This window comes from Alkalinema sp. FACHB-956, from assembly GCF_014697025.1.
GTDB lineage: Bacteria > Cyanobacteriota > Cyanobacteriia > Leptolyngbyales > Leptolyngbyaceae > Alkalinema.
Map to the genome: position 1 here is coordinate 16153 of NZ_JACJRC010000017.1, position 15699 is coordinate 31851.

Below are 15699 nucleotides of genomic sequence, written 5' to 3' on the forward strand. Positions count from 1 at the left end.
AAAAGCCAGGGGATTCTTGGTTCTACGACAGTGCTTGCTGTAGCAGGCTTTCGCCAACCACAGTAGAGGCTCCATCTCCCCAAGCGTTTCCCACGTCTAGCATGAGGCTTCCCGTATGCCCTACGGTAGCTAATCCCCGACTCAGGATGTTTCTAGCTGCGTTGTGGTCTCTATCCATTTCACACCCACACTGGCAAGAGTGGGTTCTTTGGGATAGAGACTTTTTCACAATCACGCCGCAGTTAGAGCATTCTTGGCTGGTATAGGCTGGTGGAACAGCAATCGTGATCTTAGAAAACACTTTGCCGTAGTACTCCACCCAGCACCTGAACTGATACCAAGATGCATCGTTAATCGATTTGGCAAGGCAATGATTCCGCACCATATTTTTGATTCTCAAATCTTCGTAGGCCACAACATCGTTAGATGTGATTACGCACCTTGCCAGCTTCACGGCGTGGTCTTTACGCTGCCTGCTTATTTTGAGATGACGCTTGCCTAAAATCTGCCTTGCTTTTCTCCGATTGCTTGAACCTTTAACTTTCTTGGAAACTCTACGCTGACTACGCTTCAAGACTTTTTCGGCCTTGCGCAGAAAGCGGGGATTTTCAATCGTCACGCCCGTCGAATCAGCGTAGAACTCTTGCAAGCCCACATCCAAACCGACAGCTTTTCCTGTTGGTTCAACGGTTTCAAGACGGTCAGCAGATACACAAAATTGCACATAGTAGCCATCAGCCCGTTTGACCAGTCTCACCCGTTTAATTTGGTCGATTGGATAGAAATGCAGGTCACGAGTCCCTTTCATTTTCAATCGACCAATGCCACATTTATCGGTAAACGTGATTGACTTGCGGTCATCCGAGAGTTTCCAGCCGGAGGTTTTGTATTCCACACTGCGACAATTTTTCTGAAAAGTTGGAAATCCTTTCTTACCAGGAACCTTCTTTTTGCAGTTGTCGTAGAACCTTGAAATACTTGCCCATGCTCGTTCTGCTGCTGCTTGTCGAGCCATTGAATTCAACTTATTTGCGAAGTCAAATTCTTTCGCCAGTAGTGAGCAGTGGCGGGAGAGTTCAACCCAGGATTTAGCCTGTCCATCCATCCACAGTCGAATTGACTTGTTCCGAATGAACTGAGTCACGCGGATCGCTTCATCCACTGCTCTGAACTGTGCAGGCTTGCCGTAGGTTTTGAACTCAAGCACTAGCATGAGTGTTTCCTCCTACTCTTATGATAGCAGGTTTATCATAAGAGCGGCGGATAAGTTATCAGCTTGTTGCGCCAGATCTGGGTTGCTTCCTCCCGTTGGTCGGTCACTCGGCTTATATCCCCGCGTCTGAAGCCGGGGGCTTTACGCCTGCTTTTCGGTAAGTGGACTGTCTTAAGTCACTGAGCTAATGCGTTAAAAAAATACGTTAAAAATTCGCATCCTACTTCAGCAGAGATGCGCCCCCTGTGCGAGGAGCAGTGGGTAAGGGGAGATCGGAGGGTGCAGTGCCTGCCTGCCCAGGACGCACTTTAGTCGCCATTAACGTATCCACAAGAGCCTGCACTAGGGCATTACGTTGGTTGCGATCGAGCTTTTGAATTGCCACCCGATCGGCATCCATGGGATTACTCTTCAGCGTCCCTGCACCGGGATAGGTCGCTGGATCCATGATTTCGTTGACCCCTAGGTAATCCGCCAGAGTGAGCTTCCAGTCTAGGCGATAGTTGGCAGGCCGCCCTTTGGTGTAGAGGTGGTAACGAATCAGCCGATTCACTAACGTGCTTTTGGTATCTTGCTTGCCTGTGATTCGGCTCACGTACTGATTTTCCAAGGGCAAGAAGGAAATCTTCTGATAGATTTGCTGGCTTGCTTCGTTGGCTCCCACGGTTTGGGCCGACAGGGGCTGAGTGACGAAGAGCGGTTGGGTGAGGAAGAGCGGTTGGGCAATGAGGATCGTCGCGATCGTGAGTGAAAGTCCCCAAAAGCGTTTGAACATAGGTGATTTCCCAGGTGATCTCAAAATCAATCTCCAACTCAAAGGTGGATCTCCAGGGTAAATCTCAAGCGTAGATCGCTGGGAGCCTTGGAGCCTTTTTGCTGGTCAGGCTTCGTGGTTTGTAGGCATCGCTCTGCTGTGCAGCGACAGAAACGACAAAGAGATGAGCTAAGGGGTTTCCGTGACCCTTGGCCCATCTCCTCACAGCAGGTTTGCTGGGAACTTATTCTCCGATGATTTCTGGCTGGGTCAGCTCATCGGACATTTCGATAATGGCTCGCATGACGGGCTTCATCATGGGGTCTTCCACGGCATCAAACTCTTCGAAACGACGACGCTTCGCCCGGTTCGCCACCTGCACGGTGATGCGGTAGCGATTAGATGCGGCACTAATCAGGTCATCCGCCCGCCGCATGAGCTGCTCAGTATCCAGGGTTGAGCGTTTGTAAAGGGATCCGGACTTGGATGTAGTCTTGGACTTACGCAAAGCAGCCTCTCTCAAAAGGTAAGACAACAAAAACTGAAATCGATCAAGACAAATCAGTCAACACTAAGGCAGATCAAACCGCTTAGATATCCAGCGTAGATCAATTTTCCCCAGATTGACAGGATACCCTAGCACACTTTTGGGGGATACAGCCTACGATCGCCTCCAGTGAAGTCCCGACCATAGCAAAGATAAAGTTAGACCTCTAGATATGAAGATTTGAAAATTTTTCTTAATAATGCTAGATTCCAAGCCAGGAAGGTTGGGTAGTTTACCGGAACGATCGCGGAGATCGGTTTTAGTAATCTCGTGACTCGCCCTTGGGGACAGACTTCACTTTCTTCCTATCTTGTAGTCTCCTGTTGTCAATTCCCGTCCTGGGATCGATCGCTGATCTTGCTGGATTGACTGAATCCCTGTATTTATCGCTGTATTTAAACGTCTGAACTATGCATTTTTCGACTGCCACGATCGCTCATCCCATGCGGCTAAAACAGCCAACCCAGCGCTGGATTGTGATGGGGGATAGCCTAGTTTATGGGTTTGGGGATCCGATCGGGGGCGGCTGGGTAGAACGGTTGCGCCGCCAATGGATGAGTCCAGACTGCACCGACCATGTGCTCTACAACCTGGGGGTGCGGGGAGATGGCATCAACCAAGTGTTGCAGCGCTTGGAGACGGAATTTCGGCTGCGGGGAGAGGTGCGCAATCGCCTGCCGGATGCACTGATTTTGTCCGTGGGCACGAATGACTCACCGCGACTGGGCCGATCGGATGGCCGCAATTTTCTGGATTTTGCAGCCTTTCAAGGGGCGATCGGGCAATTGCTGGATCAGGCGCAAGGGCTCTGTCCGGTGTATTTTGTGGGCATGGTGCCGGTGAATGAAGCCGCGATGCCCTTTTTGGATTGTCTGTATTACAACCATGCTGACCAGTTCCGCTACAAAGAGGCCACCCGCAAAGCCTGCGAGCAACGAGGCATCCCCTACTTAGATTTATTTGAGCGGTGGATGGCCAAGGGAACGACCTGGTGTCACCAGCGGTTGACGCAGGATGGTCTGCATCCCAATGCCTTGGGCTACGAAACGATGTTGGCGGATGTGCTGGCCTGGGATGCCCTGGCGGCACTCAGTCATCCGCAGGCCGCGATCGCACCGTAAGCGATTGGGGCTATTCTGGGGATGGGCGTTGTATAACGTTCAATCCGGCTGTTCGTTGAATTGTGTGCGGGAAGGAAAAAACATGACGGTGTTGGTGGTCGCCACTGGCAATCCTGGGAAGTTGAAGGAAATTCAAGCCTATTTCAGCGAAGGTTCGGGCTGGGAATTAGAACTAAAGCCACCGGAATTGGATGTGGAGGAAACGGGCGTAACGTTTTTGGAAAATGCTTGCTTGAAGGCATCACAGGTAGCGCTGGCGACAGGGTGCTGGGCGATCGCCGATGATTCCGGGCTAGCGGTAGATGGGTTGGATGGTGCGCCGGGGGTCTTTTCGGCGCGGTATGGTACCAGTGACGACGATCGCATCGATCGGGTGCTGCGGGAGTTAGGGGATACCACCGAGCGACGGGCACAGTTTATCTGTGCGATCGCGGTGGCCCGTCCGGATGGCACGATCGTGGTTCAGGAAGAGGGCATCTGCCCGGGGGAAATTTTGCAGACTCGGCGAGGTGAGGGTGGCTTCGGTTACGATCCCATCTTTTTTGTCCCAGAAAAGAATCTAACCTTTGCGGAAATGTCGCCGGAAATGAAGCATGAGTTAAGCCATCGAGGGCGAGCCTTTCAACGGGTGATGCCACAGTTAGAGGCGCTGCTGACCAATGCGAATGATTAGCGAATAATGGCTTGGTAACGTTGACCAATTTGGCTAGCGATCGCGTCCCAACTGTAATGCTGTTTTGCGTAATCTTGGGCATGGAGTCCTCGATAACGCAAATCATGGTGATCTTTGAGCGCTGTCTTCAGGGTGTTGTAAACGCTTTCGGAGGTACATTCACAAATCCAGCCGGATTCGGACTGTTCAATTTGATGATAGATATGAACTTGATTGGAAATTACAACCGGCGTTCCAACAGACATGGCTTCAGCAACGGCAATGCCAAAGTTTTCATAATAGGATGGTAAAACAAATAAATCTGCGACCTGTAGTAGCTCAGTTTTGAGACTACCGGATACAAAGCCCGTCAGAGTGGTGCGATCGTGCAGTTGAGATTGCTGGATTTTCTGCTTAATCTGGGTTTCATAGCCTGAATCCTGGGGATTCCCCCCCGCTAGAATGAAGTGAAAGGGCGTTGTTTGACTGAGTTTTTCCAAGGCTGGAATCAGTAAGTCTAGCCCCTTTTTCGGATCGATGCGGGACATGAAGAGTAGAATCGGTCGATCGTTCGGTAAGTTTAAGGCAGCCTTCGTTTCAGCGATCGATCGTTCAGCAGCGGGTAACTGCACCCCCAAGGGATACACCCAGTCTAGGGACTGCGTCCCAAACCGTTCTGAAACTTTGGCTTCTTGCTCACTGGTGAAATGCAGCGCCGCCGCCCCTGCTAAATTCGGGCGTTCTAAAACCTGTGCGTAAAGTTGTTTGATGGTTCGTTTTTTCTGTAAATCCGCTGGATCAAGGGTTCCCAGGGGGCGCAGGATATAGGGCAATCCCCTCATTCGCGCGATCGTCGCCGCTAGGGACGTGACGGGAGAAAATAGGGCGTGAATGTGAGCGACATCATAGCGATCGGCATTTTCCCAAAGCCAGGTTAATAGGTCGATCGAAAATTTATACCGCCGAAAGGGCGCACACCGGAAATAGAGAATCTCATAACCATCCTGTTCCACAGGAATTCCCAACGGGACTGGGAGCGGTGCCTGTCCTGCATCTCCGTTGGCGTCGGTGGTGAGAATCGTCACTTGTACGCCCGATCGGGCCAGCGCTGACGACAAACCCAGCACCATCTGACTGGGGCCACCGTACACCAGCGAAATTGAAGGAATGATTTGCAGGATTTTCATGCAGGTTAATTTAATATCGCAGATGCTTAATATCCCAGGTGCTTAATCTCCCAAACCCTTAATAGCGCACTTGGGATTGAGGGCAACGGACTTTCTCGTCAGCGCGCTGGCTCCCGAACGGTGTTTCACTATGGCACCCGGCAGCCCGTTTCATTTTACGCTCTTGTTCTACCGTTTTCTTCAACCCCCCCTGTTCTAGGAGATCGAGTAAAGCGGTTTTGAGCGCTTTGTTTTGCGGTTGATCCAGCAAGGGGCCAGCCAAGCTATCCACTGCGTCATACCACAGTCCCGCCTCCGCGTAGATAGCCGATCGATCGGGGATGGCGTCTACTTTTGCGATCGCTTCATTGAGTTTTTTGGGAGACTCGACCCGTTGCAAGTTGGCTTTGATTAACCCCACATTTTCAAAGGATTTCTTAGGGTTACAAACGACTTCCACCGACCATTGGTAGGTTTTTCCAGTTTGGAGTTCCGGTTGATCGCTGGGATAGGGCAGCGGCATAAATCCCGGTTCGCTAGATTCCACTCGCTGGATAAATAAAGGCTTTTTGCCCACTTCACCCAAACGCATTTCGATCGGACGTTTGCCTGTGAAGTAAACATACAGGGTTGGACGAGGATTCACCGTTTCTCCCCCATGACTCACCGGAGCCAGCATCGAAAGAAACATCGACTCACTCGTGTTAGCGCATTTCACACTGGGGCTGCTCCGCACCCCTGTGCCATCGGTTCGAATCGGAGTAGGTCGGTTGGGGGGATTATATTTAGTCCGTTGAGCCGCGATCGCCGGTTGACTCCATTCCAGCAGAAGTGATTGCCGTCCCGTTCCAGAATTGACAAAACTCTGGAGGGCAATGAGCGCCGCTACGCTGGTTAAGAAGGTACTCGTGGAAAACCGCAAAGGGTGCAATCTAGGCATATTCAGGACTCCTAATAGACAGATTGAGAATCAGTAGTTCGCGAAACTGAGTGACGAATGATTTAACTTGGACGAGAAATATGGTGACTGTATCCCTGATTCGATAGATTTCACAGATTATTCACTCACACATAGGATTCACTCACGATATGCTTATGCGACTGGATCACTGGCGCACTGACCGGAGAATTAGCCGAAGCACGGGCTGGAGTATTGGCCAGAGCTCTATTCTGGCGCAGTGGAGGGAACTAGGCCCGATTCACTGGTCGCTACAATCTGATAGACCTGCGTGGGTTGTTCCCGCCCTTTGAGTTGAACCGAACCGATCGATCGCGCTGCAAATTGCGACTGCACAAACTGGTAAGTTGCATCACTGACCAGCACTCGACATAGCCCCCCATCAATACTTTTATCGAAGCTTTCTAATCGAGCAGCAATGTTGACCGTATCGCCGATCGCGGTGTAATCCATGCGTTGTTGGCCCCCGAGACTTCCGGTCACAGCGGTTCCCGTGGAAATCCCTACCCGCATTTGGATTGTGGGCAACCCTTCCCTGACCCATTTTTGGTTTAAGCTGTCTAGCGCTAAACCCATTTTGACAGCGCAATCCACCGCATTCAGGGCATCTTGCCGAATCTCTTGGGGAGTCGTGCGGGCGATCGGTACTCCAAATACAGCCATAATGGCGTCTCCGATGAACTTATCGACGACGGCACCGTGATCCAAGACAATCTGAGTCATGGCTGCCATATAGTCGTTCAACCAATCCATTAAAATCTCGGGATCGGTGCGCTCCGAAATCGTACTGAAATCCTTAATATCCGTGAACAGTATTGTTACGGTCATCTTGCGGCCTTTCAATCTGCCGTTACCGAGTAATTGCTCCCGATCGCGCCAGATGGCTTCGGCAATTTGCGGGGTGACATAACGGCCAAATAGGTTCATAACGAGCTTGCGATCGTTACGTTCTAAACTACTGACGTAGCCGGTTAGCGCGATCGCCGAGAGTCCCAAGGCCAAGGCAGGCGGCACCACAGGAATCCACCAGCCTGCTAGAAACACCCCATAGGTAATGCCAAACAAACACCCCTCCGCCACTGATAAGGCCAAAATGCCATAGCGCGGATTGCGATAGATCCAGGCTAACAGCCCTCCGATCGTCGCCCAGAGCAAAATCCAGGTGGCTTCCCTCGGTTCAGAAATTTGCCATTGCAGAGGAAAGCCCTTGAGAAAGAGTTGGAGCGGGGGATCGGCCCAGACGCGCAAATTCGATCGGCCATCCAACGCCGCACTGATAACTTGACTTGCGACATTGGCTTGAATTTCCACGCCGTGGGTTTTTTCGGGGGTGGTGATGGTGTTGCCGCTGTAGGGAGTGTAGAAAAAATCCTTGAGGCTCTCTGCGGTCGGGCCAATCAAGACAATGCGATCGCGGAAAGCATTCCCAGCAATTTTGCCCTGCAAGACCTCCCGCATCGGAATCGTCTGAAAGGTGCGAGACGGGCCTCGGTAGTTCAGCAGAATTTGGTAGCCGCCCGCATCTGCCCCCACATAGCTACCGTCATTGGGTTCAAAGATGGGAAACACGGCATTCCTGAGACGCAGGGCAGGGGATGTTTCACTTTCCGCTTCCGGTTGAATGCCTTGCTTATCTAAATACATCAGAGCCAGCCGCAACCCCAAACTTTCCAGGGATTCACGACCGTCGGGGGTTGTCCAGTAGAGCAGGGCGCGGCGCAGTTTACCATCGCCATCGGCCACGATGTTATTAGACGCGGTTTGGCCCTTTTGTTTGAGCAAGTTGGCAGGATTAACCGCCGAAGCATCCTGGCTGCCAAGGCGCTTTTCAATGCCGATTAAGTTGGGCAGCTTTGCCAAAACCTGGGTCAATCGCTTGGAACCCGGTTCCACGGGCACATCCCGGAAAAAGTCCAGCCCGATCGCGCGGGGTTGTTGCTGCTGGATGGTTTCGATCACCTGGGCCAGGGTATTGTCGTCCATGGGCCAGCGACCGATCGCCTGAATATCGGCCTCGTCCACCCCCACAATGACAATGCGATCGTCCGTGGGTTCCTGGGGCCGCAGCCGAAAATATTGATCCAGTGCCATCCACTCCAAGGGTTGCAGCCAGCCCAAAGCCCGCAGCAGCACGATCGCCCCTGTGACCGCTGGAATAATCATCCAAAGGCCGCGCCACTGCCAAAGTTGTTTACCAAGGCGGTTCACCATAGGAAAAAAGTGGGATCTCGTTAATGGGTTCCATTCATTAGATCCCACCCCTAAGGGTGCCCACCAGGAAACAAAATCCGGCAGGGAAAATTACGATCGGGGTTGAGTGCCTTGAGGCGTTCCTGGGGAATTGGCTTGAGGGTTGGCTGGATTTTTCGCAACTTGCAGGGATTTCACCAGATCGGCCATGGCGGTTTCTAACTGGAGTCCGGCATCCAGGGCGACCCAACCTTCGTCGGTCAGTTGCCGCAATTCAAAGTGCAAGTGGGGGCCGGTGGAATTCCCGGTGCTGCCCACCCGACCGATCGCGGAACCCTGCTGGATCAGTTCCCCCGGCTTGACGAAAATTTCCGATAGGTGGGCGTAGAGTGTTTGTTGGGTGCCGTCGCTATGTTCCAGGGCGATCGTCAAGCCATAGCCTCCCAGGAAATCGGCTAGCAAGACCCGCCCCGCTAACGCGGCTAACACAGGTGTTCCCATGGGTGCACCGATGTCCGTGCCAGTATGCATCCGTTGATCCCCGGTAATCGGGTGGATGCGCCAACCAAACAGCGAGGTAATCGGAGCTGGGATCGCCAAGGGGAACATCAATTTCAGATTGCCATTGCCCATGCGACCAAAGGGACGGATCAGCTTTTTGCTGAAATAACTAGGTGCACTGGCGATCGCATTGGGATTGACAGTGGCTGGCGTCCAACTGGGGCCACTGGCCGAGAAATTGAGAGACCCGACGCGCACGGGAGCCGCACTCGGGCTAGACCCCGCCGCGATCGTAGTACTGGAGGAGGGTTTCCCCTCAGCGACGGGCGCTTCTCGTTGGGTGGCTCCGAGGCTATAATCCGTGCGATCGATGAACACATCCGCCGATTCTACTTGCAGCGGTGCATCCCCTGCGCCCTCACGGGTTGGGGGGGCAGCCTCCTGGGGCATGGCCTCGATCTGGATAACCGGATCCGCATCGGGCACACTGGTGCTACCTAAGCTTGCTTCTGTTGGTTCTGCACCAGTCGGAGCGGGACTGGTGACTGCGCCAGCACTGTCTAGGTCACTGGTTTGAGCTAGGACACTGGTTTGGGCGAGGGCGATCGCAGTCAAAGGCACGAAACTGAGCAAGCAACCGAGACTGAGCCCGATCGATCGACGATAGGATAATCGGCGATAGGACAATTTGCCCAAGGGGAGAAGTTGATGTAACTGAATCTGAGGCTTGGAAGTCATGGCTAGAAAGGGTTAGGCAATGGGAGTCAAAAAACTAGCAGTCTGGAGCCGGATCACTGAACTCTGATTTCCGAGCGATTATTTCCGAGCTATTATTCCCGGGCGATATTGCTGATCGCTCGTCGTAATTGCGCTAGCGATCGGTTGTAGCCAATGATGGCGCTGAGGCGGTTGCCCTGGGCGCGGGTCAGATCGGTCTGGGCATTGATCACATCAGTCTGGGTTCCCACCCCTTCCCGGAAACGAATTCTGGCCAGATACAGCGCCCGTTCTGCTTGTGTGACAGCCAGGGTCGTGGTTTCGATACTGGCTGCGTTGGCTTGTAGGCTGGCGTAGGCTTGCTCAACTTCAAAGCGAACCACATTACGGGTTTGGGCAAAGCGAGTTTCCGCGATTTGCTTATTAATTTCCTGTTGCTTGGCTTGGGCGCGGGCACTGCCCCCATCAAAGAGCGACCAACGCGCGACGGCAGACAGGCTATAACCATCGGAAAAACCGGGTACCGGCTGCTCAAAAATCTTCAGGAGATTATAGTCGGCTTGCACACTCAGGGTTGGCCCCAGGGTCGCCAGTGCCGCTTTGCGTTGGGCTTCGCTGATCTCTCGTTGTACCAGTTGGGTTTCCATTTCTGCCCGGTTTTTGTAGGCAGTAATAATGCTCTCTTCGAGGGATAGTTTCCATTCCCCGGCTTTCTCAACCGGATCGGCGGCGAGAATTTCAGCAAATTCCGGCAGGCTGAGTAACTGTGCTAGTTGGCGGCGGCGAATTGTCCAGTTGGCTTGGGAGTTAGTTAATTGTTGTTGGTTATTGGCCAGTTGCACCTGCGATCGCAACACATCAAAGCTGGTACCCAATCCCGCCCGCAGCAGTTTTTCACTATCGCTCAAACTTTGTTGGGCATTTTCCACGGCAGCTCGGTTAATCCGTACCTGTTCTTCCGCATCCTGTAGGTCGTAATAGGCACTGGCCACATCAAACTGGATTTTTTCCTGGGCCTGTTCCAGCGCCAGTTCAGCAGTGCGTACCTGTTTTTCCGCGGCGCGAATTTGGGCCGGTCGCCGCCCGGAGGTATAGATATCGTAGTTCAGTTGAATTTGGGTATTGAGGCTGGTAATGGGCTGATCATCCCCTTCTGGTGGTGCTTGCTGAAAGGCTTTTTGAAAGGGATCTAAGCGATCGAAGGCAATCCGCTGGGAGCGTAGGGAGATTTCAGTGCTGGCATTTTCCGATCGGGTAAAAGTTCCTTGTAGCTCCAGCGTGGGAAAGAGGCTGGCTTGCGCCTGACGCAGGACTGCTTTGCTGCGTTCCAACTCCAATTTGCTGACTTGAATGTCCCGATTATTCCGTTCTGCTAATTCCAGCGCTTGGTTCAGCGTAATCGGTTGGGCACCCGCTAGTTTGACTTCCTCGGTCTTGGTGGGAAACAGCAACGGGTTGGCGTGGGGATTCAGCAATTCTGGTGCAGGAGCCTTCCGCTGGTCTTCAGTGAGCAAGGATTTCCGTTCCTGAAGCATACCCGGTGTAGCCGGTTTAACGGATGGCGTTGACAGGTTTGGTTGGGCCTGGGTGGGTTGATCCTGGCTGGGGGGTAAGGGGGTGCTGGATTTGGGGACAGACGACTTGGATGGGGTTGCCGGGACGAGATTGGAATTGTTGGGGGCAGGGTTAGGGGAACTTGCCGGTTGGGTTTGCTGGAGAGAACTGGGCAGCGGCATGGTTTGGGGAGAAAATTCCTCGGGGGCATTTACCGCAGCCAGGAGTTTCCCTAAATGAGGTGACTGTAGCTCAAATGATGGCTGGCTCAAAGGCTTTTGCGGCGCGACCGACTGGGCAGAACTGGAACCTGCATGACCTACGGTGATTAATGCACCGACCCCTGCAAGAAAGAAAAGATGCAATGTCTTCATACGAACCTGGTTAAACCCAAAGCGTCAACAGCAAATAGCGGATAGATTGCAGCAAACACAACCTTAAGCAGGATAGCGCTTGAAACGGAGGATCGGCAAAAATCTTCGTAGGATGGGGGCGATCGGTGCCCGACCCTATAACGATCGCGCAATCACTAGATCACGCAATAGCTATTGTCCAGTTTTCCCGTTGTCATCCCTCTCAAGTGCTTCTACACCCTTCTCAATCGGAGGCTGAATCACCTATGTAAATCACCTATGTAAACTGCTTCTGTGAATGGCTGCTGTAAAAAGTTGTCGATGCAAATTGCCGGTGCAAATTGCCAGGGACCAAAGTTCGTCTCCTTATCCTATCTCACCACTCCAGCGATCGCCGGTCAGCTCCAAGCAGTAACCCAAGCAAAAGAACTGGCGTCATGGTGAACCGAATCTCTGTGGACAGTTTCCTGGAGACAGTTCTATGACAGGCCAGTTCTACGGTTTGTAGGGAATTTAATCCAATCCCCCTTCATCTATACAATCTCTAGTTTAAAGAGAGTAAAGGATCCAGAGTCTCGCTCAATTCATTACGACTCGATCAGGGCAACACCTCGGCGGTACAGTTCCCGCGCGTAGTCTGTCCAAGCCCCTTGGCCCCAATAGCGGAAGCAACTGGTTTCCGTCAGCAATACATAAAGTAGTGCGGCCTGGTAAGTGGGATTTTGGGTGAAGCTAGGATTTTCTGCCACCGGCCGATCGAACTTGGCGTGGAACTTCGCACTGAGTTGATTCATCGGCTCCAGGACGTTGTCATAGCCCCGCACCCAACTCAAATCATTGGTCCAGGAGGCTCCATCCATGCTGAATCGGTGATCTTCCTGCTTTAGGGTTGCGATCGCCTGTTCCACTTTCTCGGGGGTTGCCGTAGCCGGATCCACCCGCTGCCAGATTTTATGCTGCTGGACGGCTTGCACCTTGGGATAGTCGTCGGGGCTGACGCCTGCTGCTTCGATGAGTTCCAAATATTCCGTGCCATTAAATCCAACGGTGCGGCTACCGGCATCGCGAATGTTATGCCAAACGGGTTGGAAATCGCGGGGGAACTCATTCATCATGACGCCGCCGTTCTCGCCATCGGCAATCTGCGAGACCAGGGACGGCACTTCGATCGAACCAATCCGCTGTCTACCCCGGCCCTTAGCTTCGTGGTAGGGCTGCATTTGGGCCACCAGTTTGGTGTCGGATCCCTGGGTTTTGATCAATGCAGTAATGCTGACCGTTTCACCGTGGGAGTTGCGGGCGACCAGTTGGTTCGGAAGGTACTTTTGATCCTGAGGGACGCCGGATCCGTCAAGATTTTCGATCGAATGTTCCTGTACCAGCAACCACTTATAACCGCAGTCCTTCAATGCCTTGATGTACTCATACAAGGTATCGGGGTGGTTGGGCAGATGCATTTCGGGAGGTGAAAAGCCTTTCACCCGTCTCAGCGCATCAAAGCCGAACATCGCAGCAAAGTGGTGTTGCCAAGCTTGGATGTGCAGTTTGATATCGGGGATGGGCGTGGACGGCACGACTGCATGGCTCCACATAGTGCCCAGCCACTCGACATGGGGCCAATATTTCGCGTTGCAAGTAATCGTTTTCAGCTTGTCGAGAATGTCATCTCGCCCCATCTGACGCAAGCCCCAGAGCAAATTACCGGAATAATCCAGCATAATGCGAGGGTTACAGCCGCTATCGACGAGTTCAGGAATAAAATCTCCCATGCGGGAATAGCACCAAGCAAAGACACTGGCGTTGTGGTTGTCGCCTTCGCCTTGGTGTTCAAACATGTGTTGCAAATTACAAATCAGTTCCCCATTCGCGCCAGCGGGAATCGTCGGCTGATGCATATGGAGAGCGCAGGCAAAGCCGGAATGAATCTCTTCCAAACGCAAATTGGAAACGGGGAGGAAGACGGGATCGGAATGATTGGTAACGGCACTGATTTCCGACTCCAGGCCGCAAATGCTCGGCAGCCCTGCCCGAATTTCCTCTAGCGGAGAGGTGGCAACAGCAATCATGAAAGCTCCTTTCTGTGGGTGCTTGTGTGGCCTGTTCGATCGTAGAAGATCCCGATTTCCAGGAAGTTAAATTAACCTATCGAATTTTGCCGAAATCATCAGAATTCCGACAGTAAAACCCATCACCCAATCCATAGGATGGGCACTGGTCAATAGTTCCCAGCGTAGCGGTGATTGCTCAAGATTCCGATTACCCTACAAAAATCTATGTTTCGTATCAGAGATACTTATCTGATATTTTTTCCTTAATTTCGTTTGCCACACTACGAAATGTAATAGGGTATTCTGTTTCAATGGGTTCGTAAAAATTGACATTTATTAAAAGAAGAGGTGTGTTGGATGTATATCGTGCAGATTGCCTCTGAGTGCGCTCCGGTAATCAAAGCTGGTGGCTTGGGTGATGTGATTTACGGCCTCAGCCGAGAGTTGGAAAATCGGGGACACTGTGTGGAAATTATTCTGCCGATGTACGACTGCATGCGGTACGACCACATCTGGGGGTTGCACGAAGCCTATCGAGATCTGTGGGTGCCTTGGGATAATGGTCAAGTACACTGCTCAGTTTTTTGTGGCTGGGTGCATGGGCGTCTTTGCTTCTTCATTCGGCCCCATTCTGACCAAAACTTCTTCGATCGGGGTATTTACTACGGTTCTACCGATGATCACATGCGGTTTGCCTTCTTTAGTAAGGCGGCGCTGGAATTCTTACTGGTAGCAAATAAACGGCCTGATATTATCCATTGCCACGATTGGCAAACGGGATTGATTCCAGTGATGCTGTATGAAATGTATGCATACCACGGCATGGATAGGCAGCGGATTTGCTACACCATTCATAACTTTAAGCACCAGGGAATCGCTGGCGCGGATGTATTACATGCAACAGGATTAAACCGCGAAGATTACTATTTCCAATACGATAAGCTACGGGATAATTTCAATCCCTTCGCCATTAATTACATGAAGGGTGGAATTGTTTATTCCAACTATGTGAATACGGTTTCGCCACACCATGCTTGGGAAGCAAGATTCTCGGGGATTAGCTATGGCTTAGGTCACACGTTGGAACTTCACCAAGGCAAGTTTGGCGGAATTTTGAATGGCATTGACTACGATGTTTGGAATCCGGAAGTCGATCGCTACTTGCCCCATCACTACTCCTCAACCACCTTTGCGGAGAAGCAGAAAAATAAACAAGCCCTGCGCGATCGCCTAATGTTGAGTGACGATCATGATAAACCGATCGTGGCTTACATTGGGCGCTTGGATGATCAAAAGGGTGTGCATTTAGTCCACCATGCGATCTACTACACACTGCATCGCGGTGGACAGTTTGTGCTGCTCGGTTCGGCGACGGAACCGGGAATTAATGCCTACTTCCAGCATGAGAAATACTACTTGAATGACAATTCCGATTGTCATTTAGAGCTTGGGTTTAACGAGGAACTATCCCACCTGATCTATGCCGGGGCGGATATGATTGTAGTCCCCAGTAACTATGAACCCTGTGGGCTCACCCAGGTGATCGGACTGAAGTATGGTGTGGTGCCGATCGTGCGGGGTGTGGGCGGTTTGGTGAATACGGTGTTCGACTGGGATTATGACCAAGAACGCACACCGGAAGAACGTAACGGGTTTGTGTTCTATCAAACCGACCCCCATGCCTTGGAATCGGCAATGGGGCGTTCCTTTGACCTGTGGTACAACAATCCGGATCTATTCCGCAAGTTAGCAATTCAGGGGATGGAGTGTGATAATTCCTGGAATCTCCCTGGCGAACAATACATGAGTGTGTATGAGCACATTCGTGCCTAATATCTTCGCGCCTAATTGAGACTAACAGAATAAGAAGGATTCATTTCAAACTCTCCCATCGCTAAGCTTGGGAGAGTTTTTTTTACACTGCT

General features: G+C 52.0%; 12 protein-coding genes. 3 read left to right on the forward strand and 9 right to left on the reverse strand.

All coding sequences use genetic code 11. From position 1 onward, the window contains the following. Nucleotides 1-22 precede the first annotated feature (22 nt). From H6G21_RS16980 to H6G21_RS16990, 3 genes are all read right to left on the reverse strand, one after another. Nucleotides 23-1213, reverse strand: a complete 1191-nt coding sequence (locus tag H6G21_RS16980) for an RNA-guided endonuclease TnpB family protein (protein WP_190574626.1) — start codon at nt 1211-1213, stop codon at nt 23-25. 220 nt (nt 1214-1433) lie between these two features. Continuing rightward, nucleotides 1434-1988 carry a hypothetical protein gene (locus tag H6G21_RS16985; RefSeq protein ID WP_190574627.1) on the reverse strand — a complete coding sequence of 185 codons (555 nt, stop codon included), beginning with the start codon at nt 1986-1988 and terminating at the stop codon, nt 1434-1436. Nucleotides 1989-2211: 223 nt separating this feature from the next. Then, nucleotides 2212-2475, reverse strand: coding sequence for a DNA-directed RNA polymerase subunit omega (locus H6G21_RS16990; RefSeq protein ID WP_277875304.1), 264 nt, complete (start codon nt 2473-2475; stop codon nt 2212-2214). A gap of 482 nt (nt 2476-2957) precedes the next feature. On the opposite strand from H6G21_RS16990, the gene H6G21_RS16995 reads away from it, so the two are divergent. Then, nucleotides 2958-3635 carry a GDSL-type esterase/lipase family protein gene (locus tag H6G21_RS16995; RefSeq protein ID WP_347278038.1) on the forward strand — a complete coding sequence of 226 codons (678 nt, stop codon included), beginning with the start codon at nt 2958-2960 and terminating at the stop codon, nt 3633-3635. An 82-nt stretch (nt 3636-3717) separates the two neighbouring features. Further along, entirely contained in the window at nt 3718-4308 is a 591-nt protein-coding gene (gene rdgB, locus H6G21_RS17000; RefSeq protein ID WP_190574699.1) for an RdgB/HAM1 family non-canonical purine NTP pyrophosphatase, read from the forward strand. Here the strand turns inward: rdgB and hpsP are convergent. From hpsP to H6G21_RS17030, 6 genes are all read right to left on the reverse strand, one after another. Further along, nucleotides 4305-5474, reverse strand: coding sequence for a hormogonium polysaccharide biosynthesis glycosyltransferase HpsP (gene hpsP, locus H6G21_RS17005; RefSeq protein WP_190574629.1), 1170 nt, complete (start codon nt 5472-5474; stop codon nt 4305-4307). The genes rdgB and hpsP overlap by 4 nt on opposite strands. 58 nt (nt 5475-5532) lie before the next feature. Beyond that, nucleotides 5533-6393: a DUF928 domain-containing protein gene (locus H6G21_RS17010; protein ID WP_190574630.1), complete on the reverse strand. Its 861-nt coding sequence runs from the start codon at nt 6391-6393 to the stop codon at nt 5533-5535. Between the two features lie 225 nt (nt 6394-6618). Then, complete coding sequence (locus H6G21_RS17015) at nt 6619-8622, reverse strand: adenylate/guanylate cyclase domain-containing protein (RefSeq protein WP_190574631.1); 2004 nt, start codon at nt 8620-8622, stop codon at nt 6619-6621. 90 nt (nt 8623-8712) lie between these two features. Then, nucleotides 8713-9840, reverse strand: coding sequence for a M23 family metallopeptidase (locus H6G21_RS17020; protein WP_190574632.1), 1128 nt, complete (start codon nt 9838-9840; stop codon nt 8713-8715). 92 nt (nt 9841-9932) lie between these two features. Continuing rightward, nucleotides 9933-11747: a TolC family protein gene (locus tag H6G21_RS17025; RefSeq protein WP_190574633.1), complete on the reverse strand. Its 1815-nt coding sequence runs from the start codon at nt 11745-11747 to the stop codon at nt 9933-9935. Between the two features lie 566 nt (nt 11748-12313). Further along, the gene (locus H6G21_RS17030; protein WP_190574634.1) at nt 12314-13792 is read right to left on the reverse strand and encodes a glycosyl hydrolase family 57; all 1479 of its coding nucleotides are present in this window, start codon (nt 13790-13792) and stop codon (nt 12314-12316) included. A gap of 339 nt (nt 13793-14131) precedes the next feature. Here H6G21_RS17030 and glgA point away from each other — a divergent pair, with 339 nt between their 5' ends. Beyond that, a complete protein-coding gene (gene glgA, locus H6G21_RS17035; RefSeq protein ID WP_190574635.1) occupies nt 14132-15607 on the forward strand; it encodes a glycogen synthase GlgA in 1476 nt (491 codons plus the stop codon). Nucleotides 15608-15699 lie beyond the last annotated feature (92 nt).

Bases quoted from the DNA above. Each gene is read 5' to 3' on its own strand.
- H6G21_RS16980 (WP_190574626.1), bottom strand. From the start codon at position 1,213: ATGCTAGTGCTTGAGTTCAAAACCTACGGCAAGCCTGCACAGTTCAGA.
- H6G21_RS16985 (WP_190574627.1), bottom strand. From the start codon at position 1,988: ATGTTCAAACGCTTTTGGGGACTTTCACTCACGATCGCGACGATCCTC.
- H6G21_RS16995 (WP_347278038.1), top strand. From the start codon at position 2,958: ATGCGGCTAAAACAGCCAACCCAGCGCTGGATTGTGATGGGGGATAGC.
- rdgB (WP_190574699.1), top strand. From the start codon at position 3,718: ATGACGGTGTTGGTGGTCGCCACTGGCAATCCTGGGAAGTTGAAGGAA.
- hpsP (WP_190574629.1), bottom strand. From the start codon at position 5,474: ATGAAAATCCTGCAAATCATTCCTTCAATTTCGCTGGTGTACGGTGGC.
- H6G21_RS17010 (WP_190574630.1), bottom strand. From the start codon at position 6,393: ATGCCTAGATTGCACCCTTTGCGGTTTTCCACGAGTACCTTCTTAACC.
- H6G21_RS17015 (WP_190574631.1), bottom strand. From the start codon at position 8,622: ATGGTGAACCGCCTTGGTAAACAACTTTGGCAGTGGCGCGGCCTTTGG.
- H6G21_RS17020 (WP_190574632.1), bottom strand. From the start codon at position 9,840: ATGACTTCCAAGCCTCAGATTCAGTTACATCAACTTCTCCCCTTGGGC.
- H6G21_RS17025 (WP_190574633.1), bottom strand. From the start codon at position 11,747: ATGAAGACATTGCATCTTTTCTTTCTTGCAGGGGTCGGTGCATTAATC.
- H6G21_RS17030 (WP_190574634.1), bottom strand. From the start codon at position 13,792: ATGATTGCTGTTGCCACCTCTCCGCTAGAGGAAATTCGGGCAGGGCTG.
- glgA (WP_190574635.1), top strand. From the start codon at position 14,132: ATGTATATCGTGCAGATTGCCTCTGAGTGCGCTCCGGTAATCAAAGCT.